The 24,728-nt window shown below is 65.1% G+C and carries 21 protein-coding genes; 12 read left to right on the top strand and 9 right to left on the bottom strand.

Annotated elements, in window-relative coordinates; genetic code table 11:
- The first annotated feature begins 13 nt into the window (after positions 1-13).
- The 5 genes from C4K40_RS05090 to C4K40_RS05110 all read left to right on the top strand — a co-directional run bounded on the left by C4K40_RS05090 (position 14) and on the right by C4K40_RS05110 (position 8,571).
- Entirely contained in the window at positions 14-2,254 is a 2,241-nt protein-coding gene (locus C4K40_RS05090) for a TonB-dependent receptor (protein WP_022642408.1), read from the top strand.
- 28 nt (positions 2,255-2,282) lie between these two features.
- Entirely contained in the window at positions 2,283-2,924 is a 642-nt protein-coding gene (locus C4K40_RS05095) for a MotA/TolQ/ExbB proton channel family protein (protein WP_022642409.1), read from the top strand.
- Between the two features lie 131 nt (positions 2,925-3,055).
- Positions 3,056-4,759 carry a bifunctional UDP-sugar hydrolase/5'-nucleotidase gene (locus tag C4K40_RS05100; RefSeq protein WP_053134222.1) on the top strand — a complete coding sequence of 568 codons (1,704 nt, stop codon included), beginning with the start codon at positions 3,056-3,058 and terminating at the stop codon, positions 4,757-4,759.
- A gap of 312 nt (positions 4,760-5,071) precedes the next feature.
- Entirely contained in the window at positions 5,072-7,507 is a 2,436-nt protein-coding gene (locus C4K40_RS05105) for a TonB-dependent receptor (protein ID WP_053134225.1), read from the top strand.
- Positions 7,507-8,571 (top strand): hypothetical protein, encoded by a 1,065-nt coding sequence (locus C4K40_RS05110; protein ID WP_022642413.1) that lies wholly within the window; start codon positions 7,507-7,509, stop codon positions 8,569-8,571. Before C4K40_RS05105 ends, C4K40_RS05110 begins: the two co-directional genes overlap by 1 nt.
- A gap of 8 nt (positions 8,572-8,579) precedes the next feature.
- Here the strand turns inward: C4K40_RS05110 and C4K40_RS05115 are convergent, their stop codons facing one another.
- Positions 8,580-9,455, bottom strand: a complete 876-nt coding sequence (locus C4K40_RS05115; protein WP_053134228.1) for a helix-turn-helix domain-containing protein — start codon at positions 9,453-9,455, stop codon at positions 8,580-8,582.
- A 154-nt stretch (positions 9,456-9,609) separates the two neighbouring features.
- On the opposite strand from C4K40_RS05115, the gene C4K40_RS05120 reads away from it, so the two are divergent.
- Positions 9,610-10,509: a DMT family transporter gene (locus C4K40_RS05120; RefSeq protein ID WP_053134231.1), complete on the top strand. Its 900-nt coding sequence runs from the start codon at positions 9,610-9,612 to the stop codon at positions 10,507-10,509.
- Between the two features lie 54 nt (positions 10,510-10,563).
- Here C4K40_RS05120 and C4K40_RS05125 read toward each other — a convergent pair whose 3' ends face one another.
- From C4K40_RS05125 to C4K40_RS05135, 3 genes are all read right to left on the bottom strand, one after another.
- Entirely contained in the window at positions 10,564-10,932 is a 369-nt protein-coding gene (locus C4K40_RS05125; protein ID WP_124345789.1) for a hypothetical protein, read from the bottom strand.
- A gap of 174 nt (positions 10,933-11,106) precedes the next feature.
- The gene (locus C4K40_RS05130) at positions 11,107-12,084 is read right to left on the bottom strand and encodes a D-glycerate dehydrogenase (RefSeq protein WP_053134233.1); all 978 of its coding nucleotides are present in this window, start codon (positions 12,082-12,084) and stop codon (positions 11,107-11,109) included.
- A 105-nt stretch (positions 12,085-12,189) separates the two neighbouring features.
- A complete protein-coding gene (locus C4K40_RS05135) occupies positions 12,190-13,158 on the bottom strand; it encodes a LysR family transcriptional regulator (protein ID WP_022642418.1) in 969 nt (322 codons plus the stop codon).
- Positions 13,159-13,430: 272 nt separating this feature from the next.
- On the opposite strand from C4K40_RS05135, the gene C4K40_RS05140 reads away from it, so the two are divergent.
- Genes C4K40_RS05140 through C4K40_RS05155 form a run of 4 tightly spaced genes read left to right on the top strand, consistent with a single transcriptional unit; the run spans position 13,431 to position 18,225 of the window.
- On the top strand, positions 13,431-14,942 hold the full coding sequence (locus tag C4K40_RS05140) for an efflux transporter outer membrane subunit (RefSeq protein ID WP_053134236.1): 1,512 nt from the start codon (positions 13,431-13,433) through the stop codon (positions 14,940-14,942).
- A gap of 11 nt (positions 14,943-14,953) precedes the next feature.
- On the top strand, positions 14,954-17,161 hold the full coding sequence (locus tag C4K40_RS05145) for an FUSC family protein (protein WP_053134240.1): 2,208 nt from the start codon (positions 14,954-14,956) through the stop codon (positions 17,159-17,161).
- Positions 17,151-17,351: a DUF1656 domain-containing protein gene (locus C4K40_RS05150; protein WP_007930063.1), complete on the top strand. Its 201-nt coding sequence runs from the start codon at positions 17,151-17,153 to the stop codon at positions 17,349-17,351. The genes C4K40_RS05145 and C4K40_RS05150 overlap by 11 nt, the downstream gene beginning before the upstream one ends.
- Positions 17,352-17,361: 10 nt before the next feature.
- The gene (locus C4K40_RS05155) at positions 17,362-18,225 is read left to right on the top strand and encodes an HlyD family secretion protein (RefSeq protein ID WP_022642420.1); all 864 of its coding nucleotides are present in this window, start codon (positions 17,362-17,364) and stop codon (positions 18,223-18,225) included.
- Positions 18,226-18,267: 42 nt separating this feature from the next.
- On the opposite strand, the gene C4K40_RS05160 is transcribed toward C4K40_RS05155, so the two are convergent.
- A complete protein-coding gene (locus C4K40_RS05160; protein ID WP_022642421.1) occupies positions 18,268-19,293 on the bottom strand; it encodes a hypothetical protein in 1,026 nt (341 codons plus the stop codon).
- Positions 19,294-19,342: 49 nt separating this feature from the next.
- Positions 19,343-20,341: a hypothetical protein gene (locus tag C4K40_RS05165; RefSeq protein WP_172681663.1), complete on the bottom strand. Its 999-nt coding sequence runs from the start codon at positions 20,339-20,341 to the stop codon at positions 19,343-19,345.
- Positions 20,342-20,660: 319 nt separating this feature from the next.
- Here C4K40_RS05165 and C4K40_RS05170 point away from each other — a divergent pair, with 319 nt between their 5' ends.
- Positions 20,661-21,056, top strand: coding sequence for a DUF3592 domain-containing protein (locus C4K40_RS05170; protein ID WP_022642423.1), 396 nt, complete (start codon positions 20,661-20,663; stop codon positions 21,054-21,056).
- On the opposite strand, the gene C4K40_RS05175 is transcribed toward C4K40_RS05170, so the two are convergent.
- The 3 genes from C4K40_RS05175 to C4K40_RS05185 form a co-directional block, all read right to left on the bottom strand.
- Positions 21,042-22,109, bottom strand: a complete 1,068-nt coding sequence (locus C4K40_RS05175) for a sel1 repeat family protein (protein WP_124421266.1) — start codon at positions 22,107-22,109, stop codon at positions 21,042-21,044. The genes C4K40_RS05170 and C4K40_RS05175 overlap by 15 nt on opposite strands.
- A 95-nt stretch (positions 22,110-22,204) precedes the next feature.
- Positions 22,205-23,029 (bottom strand): SDR family oxidoreductase, encoded by an 825-nt coding sequence (locus C4K40_RS05180; RefSeq protein WP_053134246.1) that lies wholly within the window; start codon positions 23,027-23,029, stop codon positions 22,205-22,207.
- 34 nt (positions 23,030-23,063) lie between these two features.
- On the bottom strand, positions 23,064-23,528 hold the full coding sequence (locus tag C4K40_RS05185; RefSeq protein WP_053134249.1) for a hypothetical protein: 465 nt from the start codon (positions 23,526-23,528) through the stop codon (positions 23,064-23,066).
- Positions 23,529-24,404: 876 nt separating this feature from the next.
- Here C4K40_RS05185 and C4K40_RS05190 point away from each other — a divergent pair.
- A complete protein-coding gene (locus C4K40_RS05190) occupies positions 24,405-24,671 on the top strand; it encodes a DUF3077 domain-containing protein (protein WP_053134252.1) in 267 nt (88 codons plus the stop codon).
- Positions 24,672-24,728: the final 57 nt, after the last annotated feature.

The following is a 24,728-nucleotide window of genomic DNA, read 5'->3' on the forward strand; positions in this document are numbered from 1 at the left end:
AAGGGATTGACCCGTGAAGATCAATAAACTTTATGCCCTGCTTCTGGCATCGGGCCTGGGCAGTTTTGCGCCATTGGTTCTGGCCGACGATACCGTGGACGTCGGTGCGGTGAACGTTGTCGGCAAACAGTCCCTGGGCAATGGCCACATGATCAAGGAAGAAAGCGCCAAGGCGCGTTCCACCGTGACCAAGGAAGCCATGGACCAGATGGCGCCCACCGCCAACGCCGTGGACAAGCTCAAGTACACCCCGGGGATCAACGTCTCCAGCACCGATGCCACGGGCCTGAGCGGCACCAGCTTCACCATGCGCGGGATGAACTCCGACCAGGTGGGTCTTTCTTCCGATGGTTTCCCGATCAACGATTCGGGTGACTACTCCATCTATCCGAACCTGATGGGCGATTCGGAAAACTTCAGCGAAGTGTTCGTCACCCAAGGCTCGTCCGAGGCCGACGGACCGCACATCGGTTCCAGCGGCGGCAACATCGGCCTGGTGACCGCGCGCCCGACCAAGGATTTCGGGGTGTTCGTCAAGCAATCTGTGGGCTCGAACAACCTGCGCAAATCCTTCGCCCGGCTGAACACCGGCGACCTGGGCGGCTTCAAGACCTGGGTCTCGGCGTCCCATACCGAAGGCGACAAGTGGAAGGGCAAGGGCACCTTGCGTGCCGACAAGATCGAGTGGAACACCCTGTTCGAAGACGGCAACGGCAACTCCACCAACGCCATCTTCAAGTACAACAAGCAGGAGAACTACAACTACAACAGCGTCAGCAAGGCCCAGTTCCAAACCCAGGGCCGGCGCGTGGACTACTCGGAAAGCACCGTGTTCAAGAACGGCAGCGTGTCCCAGTCCTACAAGCTCAACCGCAACCCCTTCGAAAGCCTGACGGCTTCGGTGACCCAGCGCTTCCAGCTGCGTGACGACCTGAGCCTGACCTTCAACCCGTACTATGTGTGGTCCAATGGCGGCAGCTTCAGTGGCCAGACCGCCACTACCTTGTCCAGTTCTTCCAGCAAGGCTGGCAACTATGACCTGACGGGCCTGCCCACCGGTAGCTACTACCGGCCCTCCTGGACCGAGACCTGGCGCCCGGGGATGACCACCAAGCTCAAGTGGGACCTCAACGAAGAGCACAGCCTGGACTTCGGCTACTGGTACGAGCGCGCCCGCCAGCGCCAGACCCAGCCCTTCATCGGCATCAAGGCCAATGGCGCGCCGGAGAACGTCTGGGGTGACTACAACGGTTCCGACCAACTGGTGGACCGCAATGGCACCACGGTCCAGGGCCGGCATCAGTACACCGTGACCCCGGCGCAGAAGCTCTGGGTGCAAGATACCTGGCAGGCGACCCCGGACCTGACCCTGACCGGGGCCCTGGCCTATCAGTACGTGGAGCGTGATGGCAACAATCTCGGCAGCCTGACCGACAAGGCGGAAAAGCGGAACGTGCGTTATCACCAGTTCCTGCCCAGCTTCAACGCCAAGTACCAGATCGATCCGAACAACCAGGCGTTCTACAACGTCACCCGCAACATGCGCACGCCACCCAACTACGTGCTCTACAACAAAGGCGACTCCATCAGCCTGAAACCCGAGCTGAGCTGGAACCAGGAGTTGGGCTGGCGCTACAGCGAAGAGAAGATGGCGTTGAGCGCGACCTTGTTCTACATCACCTTCAAGGACCGGCAGATCTCCACCACCGACCTCAATGGCGACTACGTGGTGGCCAACGTCGGCGAGGTGAAGAACCGCGGCCTGGAGCTGGAGTGGAGCGGGCTGCTGCCGCACAACTTCAACTACTACGCCTCGTACACCTACACCAAGTCCGAGCAGATGGACGACCTGACCAACAAGAACGTGCTGCTGCCGACTTCCGGCAAGCAACTGGTCAACGTACCGGAGAACATGTTCAACCTGAGCCTGGGCTACGACGATTCGCGCTACTACGGCAACGTCGTCGGCAAGTACGTCGGCGCCTTCTACGGCGACCTGACCAACGACGAGAAGATCTCCGGGCGCACCGTGTTCGACCTCAACGCCGGTATCCACCTGCCGGTGGACAAGAAGGTGCTGAAGTCCGCGACCCTGCGTTTCTCGATGCTCAACGTGTTCGACAAGGAATACCTGGCCTCGACCCGCACCGTGTCGTTCAACTCGGTGAAGACCAATGGCCTGGCGCCGAGCACCGCCTACTACAACGTCGGCGAGGAACGGACCGCGATGGTCTCCCTGGAAGCCGCGTTCTGATTCGTTTCAGGTACAAGAGGACATGACGATGGACATGAATCTGCTGCACGACATCACCTTCTACACCATGTACGGCGCGGCCGCGATCGCCGCCTTCATCGCGGTGGAGCGGGGCATCTACTTCAGCTTCAGCCTGCGCCAGGCAAAGAAGCTGGAGACCGTGCTCAACCCGAAGATGCACAGCGTCGACGACCTGCCGGCGCAGCTGCGCGAGCGCAACAGCCTGCCGCTGGAGATGGTCGCCGAGCTGTTCGCCCACAAGCAGGGGCTGGCCAGTCACAAGGACCTGGAAGACCTCAGCGAGTCGATCTACATCGCCACCCGCAGCAAGCTGATGCATGGCCTGTGGCTGCTGGAAACCGTGGTCACCGCGGCGCCGTTGCTGGGCTTGCTGGGGACCATCCTGGGGATCATCGACACCTTTAAGGCCCTGGCCGAGACCGGTGTCTCCGACCCGGGCGAGGTGTCCAAGGGCATCGGCACCGCGCTGTACGCCACGGCACTGGGGATCGCCATCGCCCTGGGCAGCATGATCTTCCACAACCACTTCCAGGATCGGGTCGAACGCATCACCGACCACCTGAAGATCCTGCTGCTGCGCGCCGGCATGGGCACGGCCCTGAAAGCCCCGGCGGCGCAAGCGGTGCATGGCACCCTGCAACCTGCCTGATAAGCTACGCGCCGTAGCCGCTGCCCAAGGCCGCGGACGATGACCGGGCGGGCGCTCCCACAGCGTCCGCCAGGCTCGCCGCGCCGCCTGCGCCAGCGGCTTTTTCTTGCCGACAATACAAGGACTTTTCAATGTCGCGTCTTCGTCCCGTACCCCTGTTGCTGGGTGCGCTGACCCTGGCCCTGGCCACCCTGGCCGGTTGCAACTCGGTCTCCCACGAACCGCAACCGGTGGCGGTGAATATCGTCGCCATCAACGACCTGCACGGTAACCTGCAGGCCAACCCCTTCAGCTTCAAGGACCCAACCGCCCCCGGTGGCGTGCGCAAGCTCCAGGCCGGCGGCATCGCCACTCTCGGCGGCATGCTCGGCCAACTACGCCAGGAAGATCCACAGCTGTTGTTCATCGGCGCCGGTGACCTGGTGGGTGGCAGCCCGCCGCTGTCGGCCATGTGGGCCGACGAGCCGACCCTGGACGCCCTGCGCCAGATGGGCCTGAAGCTCAGCGCCATCGGCAACCACGAACTGGACCAGGGCAAGGCCGAGTTCCTGCGCCAGGTCAACGGTGGCTGCCAATCGCCACGGCCGGACAAGGCCTGCCAGTTCCGCCCGGACTACGCAGGCAGCGGCTTTCCCTACCTGGCCGCCAACCTGATGGACAGCGACACCGGCAAGCCGTTGCTGCCGGCCTATCGCATCGAGGAGGTACGCGGGGTCAAGGTGGCCTTCGTCGGCGCGGTACTGCGCGACGTGGCGGCGATGGTCAGCGCCAAGGGCATGCGTGGCCTGCAAGTGGCGGATGAAGCCGATTCCATCAATAAACTGATTCCCGAGCTCAAGGCCCAGGGCGCCAACGCCATCATCGCCGTGGTGCACCAGGGCGGCGCGACCCCCGAGCCGTTCGACAAGCCCGACTGCTCGCAACTTGGCGGCGACATCATCGACGTGGCCAAGCGCCTCGACCCGGCGGTGGACGTGCTGGTCAGCGCCCATTCGCACCAGGGCTACCTGTGCAAGGTCGGTTCGCTGCTGGTGACCCAGGGCAATTCCTACGGTCACCTGCTGACCCACCTGACCCTGCAAGTGACCCCGGGCCAACACCGGGTCACGGACATCAAGGCAGTCAACCTGCTGGCCGACCCGGCGCGTTATCCACAGGACCCGGCCCTGGCCCGGTTGCAGCGCGACGTCGAGGCGCGCAGCAATGAGGTGCTGCTCAGCCCGGTGGCGGCGATTGGCGCCCCGTCCATCACCCGACGCGCCGATGGCGCCGGGGAAATGCCCCTGGGCGACCTGATCGCCGATGCCCACCTGGCCGCCGGCCAGGCCAATGGCGCGAAGATCGCCTTCATGAACACCGGCGGCATTCGCAGCGACCTGGCCCTGGAGCCCGGGCAGGCCAAGCTCAACTACGGTCAACTGGCGACCTTGCAACCCTTCAACAACGCCCTGGTTGCCTTCGACCTCACCGGCCGGCAGTTGCAACAGGTGCTCAACCAGCAGTGGAAGGGCACGGACGATGCCAACATCCTCCAGGTCTCCCGGGGCTTCAGCTACCGCTGGGACGCCAAGCGCCCGGTGGGGGATCGCGTGGTGCCGGGCAGCTTGCGCCTGGATGGCCAGCCACTGCGTGCCGATGCCCGTTACCGGGTGGTGATGAACGCCTTCCTGGGCGAGGGCGGTGATCGCTTCAGCCTGTTCAAGGACGGCACCCAGCGCAGCGACCTGGGCATCAGCGACCTGGACGCCATGTTGCAGTACCTCAAGGACATGGAGCACCAGGGCAAGCCGGCCGGCTCCGCCACCAGCGCAGGAAGGATCCAGCGCAGCAACTGAGGTGTCCGGGCGGCCGCTGCGCAGCGGCCGCCGATCGGGCGCCGAAGGTCCTGCGGACCTTGTCGCAGCTTCGCAGGCTCAGCAGCGGCTACAGGTGCGTGCGTTCGCTCGCTTCGTGTAGCCGCTGCCGCAGGCTGCGCCCGGTCGCGCAGCGGCCGTAGATCCGGCTTGCCAGGTCCGCTGGTCAACTCACTCCAGCGCGGCTGAAAATATTTTCAAAAAATTGCTGAGGTCTTTGCCCTCGACATCCGTGTAGTGCTTGAAAGTGCGATCAATTCGCATTCAATGTGCTCCTACACACGAGTCTCAAGCATGAAGTCCAGGGCAAATTCGGCGGCAAACGCTTCGGTAAAACGTTGGTTCGGCGCATCCGCGCTGATGGTGTCGGGGTTGGCACTGCTGCCTCTGGGCGTGGCCCTGGCGGCCGAATCCGGCAGTGCCCAGCACAGCACGCTGTTCAATTTCGCCATCGCGGCCAAGCCACTGCCCCAGGCCCTGAGTGATTTCACCCGGGTCACCGGTATCAGCGTGGTCTACACCTCCGAGGCGCCCTATGGCCTCAAGGCCCCGGCGCTCAATGGCCAATTCAGCGCCGAGCAGGCCGTGCAGCGCCTGCTCGGCAACTCCGGCTTCAGCTACCGGCGCAGCGATGCCCATACCCTGGTCCTCGAGCCATTGCCCCAGGGCGCAGCCTTGAACCTGGGCGCCACCAGTGTCACCGCCGTGGGCGCCGACGACAGCACCAGCTACCAGCCGCCGGCCACTACCTCGGTGGCGCGCAGCCAGGCGCTGAACCAGGAAATCCCGCAGATCATCAACGTGGTCCCGGCCCAGGTCCTGAAGGACCAGACCCCGCGCAACCTGGACGACGCGCTGAAGAACGTCAGCGGCATCACCCAGACCAACACCCTGGGCGGCACCCAGGATGCGGTGCTGCTGCGGGGTTTTGGCGACAACCGCAACGGCTCGATCATGCGCGACAGCATGCCGGTGGTGCAGGGTCGCGCTCTGAACGCCACGGCCGAGCGGGTCGAAGTGCTCAAGGGGCCGTCATCGCTGCTCTACGGCATCCAGGACCCGGGCGGGGTGATCAACGTGGTCAGCAAGAAGCCCGAGCTGCAGCAATCCACCGCGCTGACCGTGCGCGGTTCGACCTACGGCTCGGGCAAGAACGGCAGCGGCGGCAGTCTCGACACCACCGGGCCGATCGGCGATTCCGGGTTGGCCTACCGCTTGATCGTCGATCATGAGGACGAAGATTACTGGCGCAACTTCGGCACCCATCGCGAATCCCTAGTGGCGCCGTCCCTGGCCTGGTATGGCGAGCGCACCAAGGTCCTGCTGGCCTACGAGCATCGCGAGTTCCTGACCCCGTTCGACCGTGGCACGGCCATCGATCCCAAGACCAACCATCCACTGGACATCCCGGCCACCCGGCGCCTGGACGAGCCGTTCAACAACATGGAGGGCCGCTCGGACCTGTACCGCTTAGAGGTCGACCACGAACTTGGCGACGACTGGAAAGCCCACTTCGGCTACAGCTGGAACCGCGAGACCTACGACGCCAGCCAGGTGCGCCTGACCGCGGTGAATGCCAACGGCACCCTGACCCGGACCATGGACGGCACCCAGGGCGCCCTGACCACCGACCGCTATGCCACCGCCAGCCTCGAAGGCAAGGTGCAGCTGGCCGGCATGCAGCACGACCTGGTGTTCGGCCTAGACGACGAGTACCGCAAGATCTATCGCGCCGACCTGATCCGCGGCAAGAACACCAGTTTCAACTACCGCAACCCGGTGTATGGCCAGCAGGTGGCGGGCACCAACGTCAGCGCCCCGGACAGCGACCAGACCGATCTGCTGCGCAGCGATTCGCTGTTCTTCCAGGACGCCATCCACCTCACCGACCAGTGGATCCTAGTGGGCGGTGGACGCTTCCAGGAGTACGACCAGTACGCCGGCAAGGGCCGGCCGTTCCATGCCAACACCAACAGCAACGGGCAGAAGTTCGTGCCCCGTGCCGGCCTGGTGTATCGCTACACCGACCAGCTGTCGTTCTATGGCAGCTATACCGAATCGTTCAAGCCCAACTCCAGCATCGCCCAGCTGGCCGGTGGCACCGCGGTGCTGGACGGCTCCATCGAGCCTGAAGAAGCCAAGTCCTGGGAGCTGGGGGCCAAGCTCGATATTCCCGGGCGCATCACCGCCAGCGCGGCGCTGTTCGACATCACCAAGCGCAACGTGCTGGTGTCCACCGCCACGGCGACCGAGACGGTCACCAGCGTGGCCGGCGAGGTGCATTCCAAGGGCCTGGAGCTGGACCTGACCGGCCAGCTCAGCGACCAGTGGAGCCTGATCGGCAGCTATGCCTACACCGATGCCGAAGTGACCAAGGACACTAAGTACAAAGGCAAGCAATTGCAGAACGTGGCCAAGAACAGCGGCTCGCTGTCGGCGGTCTACGACTTCGGCAGCCTGCTGGGCGGCGATCGCCTGCGGGTCGGCGCCGGTGCCCGTTATGTCGGCGAGCGCGCCGGCGATGCGCCCAACAGCTTCGACCTGCCGGGCTACACCGTGGCCGACGCCTTCGCCACCTACGACACCAAGCTCGAAGGGCAGAAGGTCAAGTTCCAGCTCAACGTGAAGAACCTGTTCGACAAGACCTACTACACCTCGTCGGTGAGCAAGTACTTCGTTTCCCTGGGCGACTCACGGCAAGTGTCGCTGTCCAGCACCCTGGAGTTCTGATGAAGATCCGTCACCTGTGGTTCCTGGCCCTGGGGTTCTGCCACCTGGCCCTGGCGGCGCAGCCCGAGGGCGCGGCGGCCGATGCCCGCTTGTATCACCGTGAGCACCAGGCGCTGTTGCCGGGCGCCGGTTCGAGCTGGGGTTTCATCGCCCTGGACCCGGTCCGGCCGTACCTGTTCCTGGCCCGGCGCGACAACGGCCTGAGCGTGTTCGATGTGGACAAGCAGCGCCCGCTGCGGACCCTGGAGCAGTCGGCGGGGGCCAATGGCGTGGTGTTCGTGCCCGAACTGGACCGGCTACTGGTGCTCAACACCGATGGCAGCCTGGGCGTGGTGCAGTTGTCCACACTCAAGCCGCTCAAGCGCATCGTCGTGACCCAGAGCAACCTCAACAGCGCGGTGTACGAGCCGAAAACCGGCCAGGTGATCATCGTCAGCGGGCGCCGGGCCGATCGCTCGACGCTGTTCGTCTTCGATCCGCAGCAGGAGCGGATTGTCGCCGCCCATGACCTGGCGGTGAAGAAGATCGACCCGCTGCTGCTCAAGGGCGATGGCAGCTTCTTCTTGCCGATGCGCGACGAAGGCGTGCTGGCGCGGCTGTCGTCCAGCAGCTTCGAGGTCCTGGATCGCTGGCAGTATCCCGATTGCCAGCGACCCAGTGCCCTGGCCCAGGATGAACAGCGTTCGCGATTGTTCGTCGCCTGTCGCGGCGAGCGCCCACGGTTGCTGGTGCTCGATCGCGACAACGGCGCGCTCAAGGCCAGCCTGCCGATTCCCCGGGACGTCAATGCCCTGGCCTACGACCCGCAGTCCCGCCGGGTGCTGGTGGCCAGCGGGGTGGAAGCCAACCTCAGCCTGATCGCCCAGCTCGATGCCGACCACTATCAGGCGCTGGGCAGCGTCAGCACCCAACCCATGGCCTATAACATGGCGTTCGACCCGCGTAGCCGGAAGGTCTATCTGGCGGCGATGGACTTCACCCAGCCGGCGTCGGTCCCGGGTGAGCCGAAGGCGGATCCGTTGTTCCACGCCAATACCTTCAGCGTCCTGACCCTGGCGCCCTGAGGCCAGGGTCAGCCGGCGAAGGCCTGGCGGTATTCGCCCGGGGTGCCGCCCAGGGCCTGGCGGAAGCGGTTGGTGAAGTGGCTGGCGCTGGCGAAGCCGCAGGCCAGGGCGATGTCCCCCAGGGGCCGGGCGCTGCTGCGCAACAGCAGGCGCGCCCGCTCCAGGCGCCGGGCCAGCACATATTGGTGCGGCGGCAGGCCGAAGCTTTCACGGAACATCCGCGCGAAGTGGTACTCGGAGAGGGCGCACAAGCCGGCCAGTTGGCCCAGGCTCAGGGGCGTGTCGAGCTGGCTGTCGATGTAGTCCGCCAGCAGGCGCCGTTGGTGGGCGGCCAGGCCGCCCTTGAGGCGCAGGCCCTGGCGCAGGCCGGCCTGGTTGAGCAAGGCGTGGCCGAGCATTTCGTGGGCCAGGCTGCTGGTCAGCAGGCGTTCGCCGGGCTCGTCCCAGTTCAAGCGGATCAGTTGCTGGAAGTGCCAGGTCTGCTGCGGGTCGTCGAGGAACACGCTCTCGCGCAGTTGCATCTCCCGGGGTTCGCGGTCCAGCAAGGTGACGCAACCCAGGGCGAACTGCTGTGGGCTGAAGTACACGTGGGCCAGGCGAATGTCGCCATTGATCACCCAGGCCGACTGGTGCTCGGCGGGCAGGATGCACAGCTTGCCCGGGCCGCCCATGGTCCCGGGCCGGTCGCGGCGGAAGGTACCGGTGCCGCCGGCGATGTAGCAGGACAGGGTATGGTGGCTCGGCGCGGCATATTCCTGGGCGTCGTGATGGTTGCTCCACATGGCCGCCCACAAGCCGTCCCCCAGTTCGGCGCTGTGCTCCAGGCGCGCGTTGGGCGAGCGGTTCAGGGCTTGGAAGACTTGCAGGCTATCCAGTGCGGACATGATGGTCGAATCGCGAGGTTCGTGTGCCGATGTTGCGCATCCTACTCCGTCGCGTCCGAGCTGCCAGCCGGTTGCCGATAAAAACCGCAAGTTTGTGCAAGCGCAGGCTGCTTGTCGGGCGCGAGACTGTGTTCCTTATACGAGGAGCCGTGCCATGAACCTGTCGTTGTACTTGTTGACCGTGCTGATCTGGGGCACCACCTGGATCGCCCTGAAGCTGCAGTTGGGCGTGGTGGCGATTCCGGTGTCCATCGTCTATCGCTTCGCCCTGGCGGCGCTGGTGCTGTTCGTCCTGCTCCTGGTCAGCGGCAAGCTGCAGGCGATGAACCGCCGCGCCCACCTGATCTGCCTGGCCCAGGGCCTGTGCCTGTTCTGCCTCAACTTCATGTGCTTCCTGCATGCCAGCCAGTGGGTGCCCACTGGCCTGGTGGCCGTGGTGTTCTCCACCGCGACCTTGTGGAACGCCCTCAATGCGCGGTTGTTCTTCGGCCAGAAGATCGCCCGCAACGTGCTGCTCGGTGGCGGCCTGGGCCTGCTGGGGCTGGGGCTGCTGTTCTGGCCGGAGCTGGTGGGCCATAGCGCCAGCCCGCAAACCCTGCTCGGCCTGGGGCTGGGCCTGTTGGGCACCCTGTGTTTCTCGGCCGGCAACATGCTCTCCAGCCTGCAGCAGAAGGCCGGGCTCAAGCCCATGACCACCAACGCCTGGGGCATGGCCTACGGGGCGACGATGCTGGCGCTGTACTGCCTGGCCCAGAGCATTGCCTTCGATGTGGAATGGAGCACGCGCTACATCGGCTCGCTGCTGTACCTGGTGATTCCCGGCTCGGTGATCGGCTTCACCGCCTACCTGACCCTGGTGGGGCGCATGGGACCGGAGCGGGCGGCCTATTGCACCGTGCTGTTCCCGGTGGTGGCGCTGAACGTCTCGGCGGTGGTGGAAGGCTACCAGTGGACCGCCCCGGCCCTGGCCGGCCTGGTGCTGGTGATGCTGGGCAACGTGCTGGTGTTTCGCAAACCCAGGGCCTTGGCGGCAATTCCCGGGAAGCTGGCCTGATTCTCCACGCCGGCCTGTCGCTGCCGGCGGAGGGCGATCACGTCGGTGGGAGCGTTACTGGCAAGGATCGGACCCATAGTCCTGATGGCCCCGGCCCGGGTAGCATTTCACCTGGGTCGTCTTGTCGGTCACGGTCCAGCGCTCGTTCTCGATGGACAGGTTGAATATTGTCTTTTGCGCGAACACCGAGTCATCCAGCAACCCTGACTCCTCGATCTCGACCACCGCCTCGGTCGGGGACTCGCCGGTGACTTTCTGATTCACCATCACGTTGCTGGGTTCTTGCTGGAAGTGGCTGCCCATGGACTCCAGGGCCACTATCAGCGGCGATTTGGCCGTGGCGCTGGTCGCCTGTGCTGGTGATTGCTGATCGCAGGCCGCGAGGAAGAACGCCGGGGCCAGGAGTAGATATTTCAACTTCATGCAGGATCTCTCTGAGACAGTGGCCAGCCTGCGGGCATTGCCTTGGCAGGGCAGGTTGGCCAAGCGGGCTTGGCCATCTGACTGGTGGCGCAGGTTTTCGTTCATCGCCCGCCGGCTGTGCCTGGCTATGCGGTTGTGGGCGCGAAGTGGGCCGGGGGTATCGTTTGCCGGCTGTTACTGGGCCTTCCACACCTGCGGGTTGACCAGGTCCTGGGGGCGCTGGCCCAACAGGGCGCTGCGCAGGTTGCTCATGGCGCGCTCGGCCATGGCGTCGCGGGTCTCGGTGGTGGCCGAGCCGACGTGCGGCAGGGTCAGGGCGTTCTTGAGCTGGAACAGCGGCGACTGCGCCAGCGGTTCCTTTTCGTACACATCCAGACCGGCACCACGAATCTGGCCGTTCTGCAGGGCTTGGACCAGCGCCGGCTCGTCCACCACCGGGCCACGGGAAATGTTCACCAGGATCGCGCTGGGCTTCATCAGCGCCAGTTCGCGCTGGCCGATCAGGTGCCGGGTCTGCTCGCTCAGCGGCACCACCAGGCAGACGAAGTCGGCCTCGGCCAGCAACTGCTCGAGGCTGCGGTACTGCGCGCCGAGCTCCTGTTCCAGGGCGGCCTTGCGGCTGTTGCCGCTATAGAGGATCGGCATGCCGAAGCCCAGGCGCCCACGGCGGGCGATGGCCGCGCCGATATTGCCCATGCCGACGATCCCCAGGGTCTTGCCGTGCACATCGCAGCCGAACAGCGCCGGGCCGACGCTGGCCTGCCACTGCCCGGCCTTGGTCCAGGCGTCCAGCTCGGCGACCCGGCGCGCACTGCCCATGAGCAGGGCGAAGGCCAGGTCGGCGGTGCTTTCGGTGAGCACATCGGGGGTGTTGGTGAGCATCAGCCCGCGTTCGTTGAAGTAGTCCAGGTCGTAGTTGTCGTAGCCCACCGAGATGCTCGACACCACTTCCAGCTGCGTCGCGTGCTCCAGCTGCGCGCGCCCCAGCTTGCGGCCGACGCCGATCAGGCCGTGGGCCCGGGGCAGGGCTTCGTTGAATTGGGCGGCGATATCCCCCTGCTTGGGATTGGGCACTATGACTTCGAAGTCCTGTTGCAGGCGTTCGGTCATCTGGGCAGTGATGCGGCTGAAGGCTAGTACGGTCTTTTTCATCGCGAAGCGGCTCGTCAGGCGGGGGAAAATGCTTGGCACGCTAACATCAAACAGCCCGTTCCATGGGCTTTTTCTGGCCTGGCCCCCGCGCCAGGGACCGGTTGTTCAATGCCCGGAGCGGGCGCTGGCCAGGGTGCCGCTCAGCTCATAGGACGCCAGCTCGGTCTGGTTCGCGGCGAGGATCTCCGGCAACGAACCGCGCAGGTACTCGACCCAGGTCTTGATCTTGGCGTCCAGGTACTGGCGCGAGGGGTAGATGGCGTAGAGGTTCAGCTCCTGGGAGCGGTACTTGGGCATGACCCGCACCAGGGTGCCGTTGCGCAAGGCCTCGATGGCGGCGTACACCGGCAGCACGCCGATGCCCATGCCGCTGATGATCGCGGCCTTCATGGCGTCGGCCGAGTTCACCAGGAACGGCGAGCTGTTGATGGTGACCATCTCCTGGCCTTCCGGACCGTCGAAGGCCCACTTCTCCAGGGGAATCACCGGGCTCACCAGGCGCAGGCAGGCATGGTGCAGCAGGTCGCTGGGCTTCTGCGGGCAGCCGTGGGCCTTCACGTAGGCTGGTGAGGCGCAGACGATGCTGTAGGTGATCCCCAGGCGCTGGGACACGAACCCCGAATCGGGCAGCTCGCTGGCCAGGACGATGGACACGTCGTAGCCCTCGTCCAGCAGGTCCGGCACGCGGTTGGCCATGGTCAGGTCGAAGGTCACGTCCGGGTGCGACTTGCGATAGCGGGCGATGGCGTCGATCACGAAGTGCTGGCCGATGCCGGTCATGGTGTGGACTTTCAACTGGCCGGCGGGACGGGCATGGGCATCGCTGGCCTCGGCCTCGGCTTCCTCGACGTAGGCCAGGATCTGCTCGCAGCGCAGCAGGTAGCGCTTGCCGGCCTCGGTCAGGGCGATACGTCGGGTGGTGCGGTTGAGCAAGCGGGTTTGCAGGTGCGCCTCGAGATTGGAGACGGCACGCGAGACGTTGGCCGTGGTGGTGTCCAGTTGCACGGCAGCGGCGGTGAAGCTGCCTGCTTCGGCGACACAACTGAAGGCACGCATGTTTTGCAAGGTGTCCATGGGGTGCTCTCAAAGGAGATTGCAAATTGTGACACGAAGTTTCTGTTTTTACAGGCGTCTGGGGATACGACCAAGGGATTATCGCGTTTACGGTAACAAAGATTCACAGGAATCCCAGCTTATCGCCGAACCGACCGCCCCCTAGAATTGCGCCGATCCGCAGGAGCCTTGCCGACGAAGCGCCGTCCGACCCGATATCCGGGCCTGGACCGTTGGCCTGCCGGCACCTGCGAGAGATTTGCCTTCCCCCTCGATCTCAGGAATTCGCAGCAGTGCCGCGTCGCATCAGCAGAGGGTTCAAGACCCTCAGTGTTTGGGCTTTATCGTTAGCAATCAGCGGCTGCATCGGAACCGGAGGCATTGCCCCACAAGGCAAGACACTTCCCGCTAATACATTGGCCACCGACGAGGCGATCCAGAGCGCCGCGCGGGATGCCCACTGGCCCAGTGCCCAGTGGTGGCAGGCCTATGGCGACCCGCAGCTCAACCGTTGGATCGACCTGGCCATACAAGGCAGCCCGAGCATGGCCATGGCCGCCGCCCGGGTGCGCCAGGCCAAGGCCATGGCCGGTATCGCCGAGTCGGCCGAGTCGCTGCAGGTCAAGGGCGACGCCACCCTCAAGCGCCACAACTGGCCCACCGACCCTTTCTACGGCCCCGGGGCGCTATCCAACAGCACCACCTGGGACAACAACGCCGCCCTGGGTTTCAGTTATGCGCTGGACCTGTGGGGCCGGGAAAGCAACGCCACCGAGCGCGCCGTGGACCTGGCCCACATGAGCGTGGCCGAGGCCCGCCTGGCCCAGTTGGAGCTGGTGAACAACGTGGTGCGCAGCTATATCCAGCTGTCCCTGCACTTCGCCCAGCGCGATATCGCCCTGGCTACCCTCAAGCAGCAGCAACAGATCCTCGAGCTGGCGCAACGGCGCCTGGACGCTGGCATCGGCACGCATTTCGAGGTGAGCCAGGCCGAGGCGCCACTGCCGGAGACCCATCGCCAGATCGACGCCCTGGATGAAGAAATCGCCCTGGCCCGCAACCAGCTGGCGGCCCTGGCCGGCAAGGGGCCGGGGGAGGGCGCGCAATTGCAACGGCCGAGCCTGGCCCTGGGCGCGGCGCTGAAACTGCCTTCGGCCCTGCCCGCCGAGCTCTTGGGCCAGCGCCCGGACGTGGTGGCCAGCCGTTGGCAGGTGGCGGCCCAGGCCCGGGGCATCGATGTGGCCCATGCCGGGTTCTATCCCAACGTCGACCTGGTGGGCAGCATCGGCTTCATGGCCACCGGCGGCGGGGCCCTGGAGTTCCTCACCGGCAAGAAGCTCAACTACAACGTCGGCCCGGCCATCAGCCTGCCGATCTTCGATGGCGGGCGCCTGCGTTCGCAGTTGGGTGAAGCCTCGGCCGGCTACGACCTGGCCGTGGCCAAGTACAACCAGACCCTGGTGGATGCGCTCAAGGGCATTTCCGACCAGTTGATCCGTCGCGAGTCCATGGACAAGCAGCAGTCGTTCGCCGCCGAGTCGGTGGCCGCCGCGCAGAAGACCTACGACCTGGCCACCGTGGCGTTCCAGCGCGGCCTGACCGACTACCTCAATGTGCTCAATGCCCAGACCCTGCTGTTCCATCAGCAACAAGTGCAGCAGCAAGTCCAGGCCGCGCGCCTGAGCGCCCAGGCCGACCTGGTGACCGCCCTGGGCGGTGGCCTGCAAGCCGGTCGCGACGCGCCCTCCGACAAGCAGATCCAAGCGCCCAAGACCCCGGCGGCCCTGGCCGTCTTTGATCACTGAAGCAGGTTTCGATGACTTCCTTGCCCGCACCCTTGCGCTGGCTGTATTCCCTTGAGTGGCGCCGGGGTTTCTTCGACTGGGCACGCAGCGATGGCGTGACCTGGGTCTATATCTTCAAGGTGCTGGCGGCGGCGTTCCTCACCCTGTGGCTGGCCATGCGCCTGGAGTTGCCGCAGCCGCGCACGGCGATGATCACCGTGTTCATCGTCATGCAGCCGCAGAGCGGCCAAGTGTTCGCCAAGAGCTTCTATCGCTTCCTCGGCACCCTGGCCGGCTCGGCGGTGATGGTGGCGCTGATCGCCTTGTTCGCCCAGAACACCGAGCTGTTCCTGGGCTCGCTGGCGATCTGGGTCGGCATCTGCTCGGCTGGCGCTGCGCGCTATCGCAACTTCCGCGCCTATGGTTTCGTCCTCGCCGGCTACACCGCGGCCATGGTCGGCCTGCCGGCCCTGGCCCACCCGGAAGGCGCCTTCATGGCGGCGGTCTGGCGGGTGCTGGAGATCTCCCTGGGGATTCTCTGCTCGACCCTGGTCAGCGCCGCGATCCTGCCGCAGACCGCCAGTGCCGCCATGCGCAACGCCCTGTACCAGCGCTTCGGGGTGTTTGCGATGTTCGTCACCGATGGCCTGCGCGGGCGCAGCCAGCGCGACATTTTTGAAAGCAGCAACGTGCGCTTCATCGCCGAGGCGGTGGGCCTGGAAGGGCTGCGCAGCGTCACCGTGTTCGAAGACCCGCACATGCGTCGGCGCAACGGTCGCCTGAGCCGCTTGAACAGCGAGTTCATGGGCATCACCACGCGCTTCAACGCCCTGCACCAGTTGCTCGAGCGCCTGCGCAGCAGCGGTGCCGATCACGTCGTGGCGGCGATCAAGCCCGGGCTCTACGACCTGGCTGAGCTGCTGGACGGGTTCTCCGGCCGGGCCCTGACCAGCCCCGACGCGGCCCGCCTGGCCACGGCGCTGGCGGTTTATAAAGGCGAGCTGCCGGCACGGGTGCGCAGCCTGCGCGCGGCGTTCCAGGAAACCGCCCCCAGCGATGCCGAGCAGCTGGATTTCCATACCGCCTACGAGCTGCTGTACCGCTTCGTCGACGAACTGCACAGCTACGCCCAGACCCACGCCTCCCTGGCCGAGCACAGCCATGAGCGCGAGCGCTGGGACGAACCTTACACCCCGCAGACCAACTGGCTGGCCTCGGCCGCCTCGGGGATTCGCGCCGCCTTCGTCCTGGTGGTGCTGGGCAGCTACTGGGTCGCCACCGCCTGGCCCAGTGGCGCCACCATGACCCTGATCGCAGCCGCCACCATCGGCCTGTCGGCCGCCACCCCCAACCCCAAGCGCATGGCGTTCCAGATGGCCTGCGGCACCTTCATCGGCGCCCTGGTGGGGTTCGTCGAGATGTTCTTCGTGTTCCCCTGGCTCGACGGCTTCCCGCTGCTGTGCCTGACCTTGGCGCCAGTGATCGTGCTGGGCTCGTTCCTGGCCTCGCGGCCCAAGTACGCCGGGGTGGGCCTGGGCTTGCTGATCTTCTTCAGCACCGGCTCGGTGCCGGACAACCTGACGATCTACAACCCCTACACCTTCATCAACGACTACATCGCCATGGTCATGGGCATGCTGGTCTGCGCCGCGGCCGGGGCGATCATCCTGCCGCCCAACAGCCGCTGGTTGTGGCGCCGCCTGGAGCAAGACCTGCGCGGCCAGGTGGTGTATGCCATCAGCGGCAAGCTCAAGGGCCTGGCATCGAGCTTCGAGAGCCGCACTCGCGACCTGCTGCACCAGGCCTATGGCCTGGCGGTGGGCCAGCCCAAGGTGCAGAGCGAGCTGCTGCGCTGGATGTTCGTGGTGCTGGAGGTCGGCCACGCCATCATCGAGCTGCGCAAGGAGCAGGCGATCCTCCCGGTGCACCCGGCCTATGCCGAATCCCAGCCCTGGCGCCAGGCGATCCGGGTCATGGGCCGTTCCCTGGTGCGGCTGTTCCTGCAGCCTAGCCAGAGCAACCTGGAGCGCGGGCTGATCGCCGTGGACCATGCCATCAGCCGGGTCCAGGCCACCGACGAACCCTTCGCCCCGCACTTCGACACCTCGGCCCTGCGCCGGGTGAAGAGCTACCTGCATTTCATCCGTACTTCGTTGCTCGACCCGCAATCGCCGCTGGCGGCCTATGCCGTGGCCAAGCCGGCGGTGCCTGCACCCCAAGGACCTGCACATGCCTCGTGAAATCGCCTTCCATGGCGTTTACATGCCGACCATGACCCTGATGTTCTTCATCGCCGCGGCCCTGGCCTGGGCCCTGGACCGGTTCATCTCCGGTTATGACCTGTATCGCTTCTTCTGGCACCCGGCGCTGCTGCGCCTGAGCCTGTTCTGCTGTCTGTTCGGCGCCATGGCGCTCACTGTCTACCGTTGAGACCCCCGCAATGAAAAAGTTCTTCAGCCTGCTCGCCACCCTGCTCGTGCTGGCCCTGGCCCTGTGGATCGGCCGTACCCTGTGGGAGCACTACATGTACACCCCCTGGACCCGCGATGGGCGAGTGCGCGCCGACGTCATCAATGTCGCCGCCGACGTCACCGGCGAGGTGGTGGACGTACCGGTCAAGGACAACCAGCTGGTGCACAAGGGCGACTTGCTGATGCAGATCGACCCCGAGCACTACCAGATCGCGGTCAAGCAGGCGCAATCGCTGGTGGCTTCGAAAAAGGCCACCTGGGAGATGCGCAAGGTCAACGCCCGGCGCCGCGCCGACCTGGACAGCCTGGTGATCTCCAAGGAAAACCGCGACGACGCCGGCAACATCGCCGACTCGGCCCTGGCCGACTACCAACACGCCCAGGCCCAGCTGGAAGCCGCCGAACTCAACCTGGCCCGCACTCAGGTACGGGCGGCGGTGGACGGCTATGTCACCAACCTCAACGTGCACCGTGGCGACTACGCGCGCATCGGTGAACCGAAGATGGCAGTGGTGGACATGAATTCGTTCTGGGTCTACGGCTTCTTCGAGGAAACCAAGCTGCCCCACGTGCGCGTGGGCGATAAAGCCGACATGCAGTTGATGAGCGGCCAGGTGCTCAAGGGCCATGTGGAAAGCATTTCCCGGGGGATCTACGACCGTGACAACCCCGAGAGCCGCGAGCTGATCGCCGACGTCAACCCGACCTTCAACTGGGTGCGCCTGGCCCAGCGGGTGCCGGTACGCATCCATATCGACGAGGTGCCCGAGGGCGTGCTGCTGGCGGCGGGCATCACCTGCACCGTGGTGGTCCGCCAAGACCCGCAGGACTGAGCCGCCAGCCGCCGGCGAAACAGCGGCTGGCGCGGGAGTGCGCTACTTGTAGTGCTTGTCGAGGATGATCTGGGCCTTGTCCAGGATCTGCGCCACTGTCAGGTCGTCGTTGCCCAGGAGGGCGACGATCTGCTTGTTCTGCAGCACGTCGGCGTTGGCTTGCTTGAGCTGCGCCCGGCGGCTGATGACCATGTAGCTGGTGATCTGGCGGCGGTTGTGGATGTACGGCAGGTCGATGCCCTTGAGCATGGCCTGGCGGACGAAATCCCGACGTTCCTGGCTGGCCATGCCACGGAAAGTGTCCGGGTAGGCCTGCTGGATGGTGGCCGAGTAGCGGCCGATATCTTCTTCCCGGGCTTGGGCGTACATCGCATCCTTGCTGGTGACCTGGCCCAACAACTGGTTGTAGTGCTGCTCGGCGGCCAGCAGTTGCTCGGGGCTCAGGCGTGCCTTGAGTGCTTCGCGCTCACCGCTGGCATTGCGGTCGTCGATGATCTTCGACCAGGCATAGGCGCTTGCCAGGTCACCTTGTTCTTCGTGGATCTGGACCAGGGCCTGTTGCGATACCGGGTAGCCGTGCTGGGCCGAGCGTTCCAGCCAGCGCTGGGCCAGGGCCCGGTCCGCGGTCATGCCCTTGCGGCCGAAACGGTACACCTGGTACAGCCCGTATTCGGCGCACCAATCGTTCTGGCTGGCGGCGTAGGCCAGGTAGTCGAACGACTGGCGGTTGGGCGTGGCATCGCTGGCGTCGCTTTCCTGTTCGGCGATCATCGACAAATAGCAGAACGCCCGGTGCTGCTCGGGGGCGGCCAGTACCAGGCAGCTCTTGGCCGCCGGATAGTCGTTGTCGTTGAAGTGCGCCATGCCGATGCCGTAGAGCACATCGCTGTCCATCTGGCGGTTGCAGTCCTGGGTGTCGGGTACCTGCGGCAGCAGGGTCTGCAAGCTCAGCTTGGGCAGGCTGTCATTCAGGTCCGGGACCTTGGGCGCGGCAGGTTGCGGGGTTTCGGGAGAACATGCGGCCAGTACGGCGAGCAAGATCAGTGGCAATGCCTTGAGCAATTTCAAAGGATGTTCCCTGGTCGGTGATGGAGAAAAGACAATGGCGCCGTGCAGCCTATGAGCCGCTTGGCGCAAGGATCGCCAGGGCCTGGGTCACGGTCGGTTCCAGGTCCAGGTCGGGGTTCTGCAACAGGGCCAGGACCTGGGGGGTTTGCAGGATGTCCAGTTGCGGGTCCCGCAGCTGCGCCTGGCGGGCGATGATCGCGTAGGTATAGAGCTGCAGCCGGTTGGTGAACGCAGGGAGCGCGCTGACCCGGCTCAGGGCCCGGTCCATGAAGGCATGGCGTTCGGCTGCCGGCATGCCCTCGAAGGCCGTGGGGCGCAGTTGATAGACGCCCGCTGTATACAGCGCGATGTTCTGTTCGCGGTTTTGCTGGCGCACGCTGTCCTGGCTGGTCAGCTGTGGGCTTAGCCGCTGGTACTCCTGCTCCCCTTCGCCCAGTTGCTGCGCGCTCATCTTCTGCTTCAGGCCCTGGATCTTCTGCTGGTCGTCCAGGGCCCTGGCCCAGCTGTAGGCCAGGGCCAGGTTGCCCTTGTTGGTATGCAGGCGCACCAGGGTCTGCTGGGCGTCGGTGTCGCCATGGCGCGCCGAGCGCTCCAGCCAGCGCAGGCCCAAGGCGGTGTCCGGGGTTTGCCCGCGCATCCCGAAGGTGAAGTTCTGGAACATGCCGAATTCGGCGCAGGAGTCGTTCTTGCGTGCCGAGTAGGCCATGTAGCCAAAGGCCTCGCGATCACGCTCGGCACTGTCCTTGGTGCTGTCTTGCTCCGCGATCTTCGCCAGGTAGCACAGCGCCCGGTCGTAGCTGGGCGCGGCCATGATCAGGCAACTGCGCGCCAGCTCGGGTTGGTCGTGGTCGTACAGCTGGTAGCCGAGGCCGAACAGCAGCTCGCTGTCCAGCTGGGTGGTGCAGTACTGGTTGGGCGTGGCTTGGGGCAGCAACTGGTCGAGGCCGACCTTGGGCAGGGTCGCGTTCAGCGCTTCGTCCGGCGACGGTTCGCCACAGCCGATGAGCAAGGTGGCCAGGGCCAGTGGCAGCAAGTGTTGGGGCTTCAATGACGGATTCCTGGTGTGCTTTGGGCGAAGTAGCGCATGGACGGGCAGGAAAGGGTGGGAGGAGCAGCTTCAGCAGTTCCGTGCTTGAGACGCCAGCGATTCCATGCGGCTTGATCGAGGCCTGGGGCCTTGAGTGCGCGCATTCTACTAAGATTGCGCCGGGCTACAACCTGGACCGTCGCACTCGGAGTTTGCGTGCGGCCTGAAGGGCACGGGGCATTTGCCTCGCCATGAGGCGGATCTATATATTCGCCACCCTTTGGTGCCGGTTCTTGAGTGGAAAGAGGGCCGGCAGATCGAACGAGCAAGGAGTGCGCGGGTGCGTTATGTCGGCAAGGTGTTGATCTTCCTAGTGATGCTGGCCTGTGGGGCGGGTGCCTATGATTCGGGCTGGGATTATTTTGCCCTCAGGGTGACCGGTGTCTATGCCCCTGCCCAGGTAGTCGGCGTCAGCCGGTCACGGATGGTCGGGGTGCAGAGCGGTCACAGCTATCACTCGACCCGAACGGTGTCCTATGTGGTCGCCGATGGCAGTGTGCTGACCCACACGTTCGGCAGTGAATTTTCCGACTCCCAGGTGGGCGATACGGTGGGGGTGTTCTATAACCCCGCCAACCCCGCCGAGGTCATCCCCGATACCTGGACCCAGCTGTACTTTGCCTCGTTGCTGAGCATTGGGACCCTGGTGGCGCTGGGCATGTTATTTGGCCTCTGAATGGCCTGCGGCCGCGGCGTTGTCGGGGTTGCGCTTGGCCAGGATGGCCAGGCCCCGGGCCACGGTGTCCTCCAGGCCGAGTTTTTCGTTGACCAGCAGGGCGTGCAGCGCCGGGTCTTGCCACAGGTTCACGGCGGGGCCCGTGAGGTTGGCTTGCCGGGCAATCAGTACGTAGGCGTAGAGCTGGCGGCGCTTCTGGAAGTCCGGATTGGGCTCGAGGGCATCCACCACGTTGGCCATGAACTGCCGACGCTGCAAGGGCGACAGGCCCTCGAATGCCTGGGGGTGGTTCATGTAGACGTCGGCCATGTGCAGGGCGATCAGCTCCTTGCGATCGGCCTTTTTGCGCAGCTCCTGCGGTGGCAACTGAGCGAGTAGCTGCTGGTAGTGCTGCTCGCCTTCGGCGATTTGTGCCGGGCTCATGGCCTGCTTCAGCGGCTCGATGTTCTCGGCATCGCCCAGCACCCTGGCCCAGGCATAGGCCAACGCCAGCTTGTTCTGCTTCTTGCTCTGGCTGAGCATTTCCTCCTGCGCCTCGAGTGCGCCGTGCCGCGCCGAGCGTTCGAGCCAGGCCATGGCCAGGGCCTTGTCGGGTGGCTGCTTCAATTTGCCGATGTTGTAGATGTCGTACAGCGCCCATTGCGCGCAGCCTTCGTTTCTCTTGGCGGCATAGGCGATGTAGTTGAACGCCTCGCTTTTGGCATAGACGCTGGGACGCTCGGCGGTGACCATGGCCAAGCTGCAAAGGCTGCGGGTGTAGCGGGGGGCGGCCATGGCCAGGCAGCTCCTGGCCATTTGCACTTCTTCGCTGGCGAACTGGGTGCGCAGCACGCCATGGTTTTCCTGGTCTTCATCGATCAGCAGGCGGCCGAGGCCGAACAGCAATTCGCTGTCCATGTCCGCCGTGCAATACGCATTGGCCTCGGCCTTGGGCAGGATCTGCTCAAGGCCGAGATCGGGCAGGTTCTGGTCCAGTTTTTCGTCTGGCGAGGAGAGTTCGCAGCCGGTCAGCAAGGTGAACAGGGCCAGCGGCAGGGCACTACGACAGTTCAATGGCTAGTCTCTGGGGGATCGATCAAGGGCATGGCGTGTCCTGGCGCGTGGCTGGTACGCACAAGCGCCGGGTGAGTTGTTAAGACTCGGCAGCGTCAGAGCTTGGCGGCCAGGCCGAAGCGCTTCATCAGCCCCTTCTCCAGCAAGCCCTTGGGCAAAAGGTTGGCCAGTAGCGGCAGGGCGCGGCTGCCGTTGCCCAGGCGGACCAGGCGCGGCGGGTTGGGTTGTTGCACGGCCTTGAGCAGGCCGGCGGCGAAATCGCTGGCCGGGGTCGGCTTGTCCTGGGAGGCCTTGGCCCGGGAGCGGATGCCCTCGCGCAGCGGCCACCAGGGCGATTGTTCGTTGAGCAGTTGTTCGGCTTCATGCCCGGCGTTCTTGGCAAAGCTGGAGGCGATGGCCCCGGGCTGCACTTCCATGACCTTGATGCCGAACGGCGCCAGCTCCATGCGCAGGGCATCGCTCAAGGCGTGCACCGCGGCTTTCGAGGCGCAATAGGCGCCGGCAAATGGCGTGACCAGCACCCCGGACACACTGCCGATATTCACCACCAGGCCACGGCTGCGACGCAGTACCGGGAACAGCGCCCGGGTCACCCCGACCACTGCGAACACGTTGGTTTCGAACTGGCGCTGCATGGCCTCCACGCCGCCATCGAGCAGCGGGCCCATGGCGCCGTAGCCGGCGTTGTTGATCAGCACATCGAGGCCGCCGTGCTGTTGGTTGATGTCCTCGGCCAGGGCGGCCAGGGCCGCGCCGTCATTCACGTCCAGCTGCACCGCGTGGAAGCCGGCGGCTTGCAGGGCGGCGACGTCCTCGGCCTTGCGGGCGCTGGGCAGGACGGTGTAGCCGGCCTGTTTGAAGGCATCTGCCAGGGCGCGGCCGATGCCGCTGGAACAACCGGTGATCAACGCTACGGGCATGGCGCGGTCCTTGTGCTGGGCGATGGGAAGGGGATCAGCGAGAGAAACTACCCTGTAAACGCTCGGCGCGAAACTCCAGGGTTTGCGGGCGATAGCCCGGGCGTAGCGGTGGCAGGGGCAGGCAGTCCTGCCAGTTGGCGCCGGCCTGCAATTCGCCGGGCCCGCGATAGCGTGGGGCGCTGTATTGGTTGTCGGCAAGGTTGACCGTGTCGCCCGGGGCGTAGGCGGCGACGCGCCAGCGCAGTTCGGTCAGGGGGACTTTGTTGCCGTTGTTGAGCTTGACCTGTAGCGGGCGGTCGGCGGGGCAGTGTTCGGGGGCGTAGGCCAGGCGCAGTTCCAGGCGCGCCAGCTGCTGGGCTTCGCGGTTGTCCAGCCAGACCACCCAGCCGGCCACCAGGGCCAGGCCGCAGGCGGCGGCCAGGGACACGGGCAGGGCTTTGGCGGGGTAGCGCAGGAGCAGGACCAGCCAGGTGATGATCAGCAGAACGCCGATGAACATGACGCGAACCTCTGGGGAATATGCGGGCATCCTACCTAAGCGTAGGTGGGGTTGGCGATGGTGGGGGTTGTGGGGCGGGGCGGCCTGATAGCCGGCCCGGGCTCTTTGGGTTTTGTGTACATATCCGTTGTTGGTGGGGGGGCTTGCTTATGGTTCCGCCCTTACGGCGGGTCACTTTTTTCAAACGCCAAAAAAGTAACCAAAAACGCTTGCCCCCACGTCCGGCCGCTCGCTGCGCTCGGGTTCCCTCGTTCCGGTACTTCTCAGGGGGCATCGCTTCCAGCGATGTCCTCGACTGCGTCGAGGGGCGCTGCGCGCCATTCCCCTGATAAGCACCTGCACTCGGCCTCCCCAGGGGGCAGGTGAATCAAGATCACCAGCGTACGGCGCGCCCTACCGGGCGGCGCATCGCGGGGTGGGGTGCAACCCGCTTCGTGTAGCCGCTGCCGCAGGCTGCGCACGGGCGCGCAGCGGCCGCTGGGTCTTGAATCCGCTGAAGGTCCTTCGGCCCTTGTCGCAGCCTCGCGGGCTCGGCAGCGGCTACACGAGGTGATGTGCTTCCCAGGTCAATGGCATGGACATAAACTGCGACGCCTTGGTTGTTGTTCTGTATCGAGTCCGGGACTAGCCTTCGATGGTCGCTGCCAATTCAGCGACTGGGCTTGGTAACCCATTTCGATACAGGCGCAACAGCGCCACATTTCACTATTGCAGGCGCTTTTTTTGTGTCTGCACATCCGTGTAATGGCAGCTGTGCGTGGGAGGGCTCGTCCCTGCCGGGTTCCTGTATCTCCGGTTTACCAACCTGCGCGCAGCTGCCACCCATTCGCTTGGTAACGAACGTGGTAGCTCTCACTTGGATACGGGAGTTCAATCATGTGCGCTATCAAGACCCTTGGCTTCGTCACCTTCGGTAGCTGTGGTGATGCCGATCAGACCCTGTTTCGCGTCAATGCCGACGTGCCTCTGCACCAGGCCCTGGAGCACGCTTCCACGCTGTTGTACTACGCCAAGAAACTCGCGCTGGATGCGGTCATGGAGGAGCAGGGCGAGCGCTACGCCTGGGCCGCGCATTTCCTGGCGGAGATGGGCAAGGCAGTGATCGACGATATCGGTTTGGGAATAGAAGCGCTCCAGGCGTGATCGTGTAGCCGCTGCCGCAGGCTGCGCACGGGCGCGCAGCGGCCGCTTGGATCTTGA

This window comes from Pseudomonas sp. CMR5c, assembly GCF_003850545.1.
Classification (GTDB): domain Bacteria; phylum Pseudomonadota; class Gammaproteobacteria; order Pseudomonadales; family Pseudomonadaceae; genus Aquipseudomonas; species Aquipseudomonas piscis.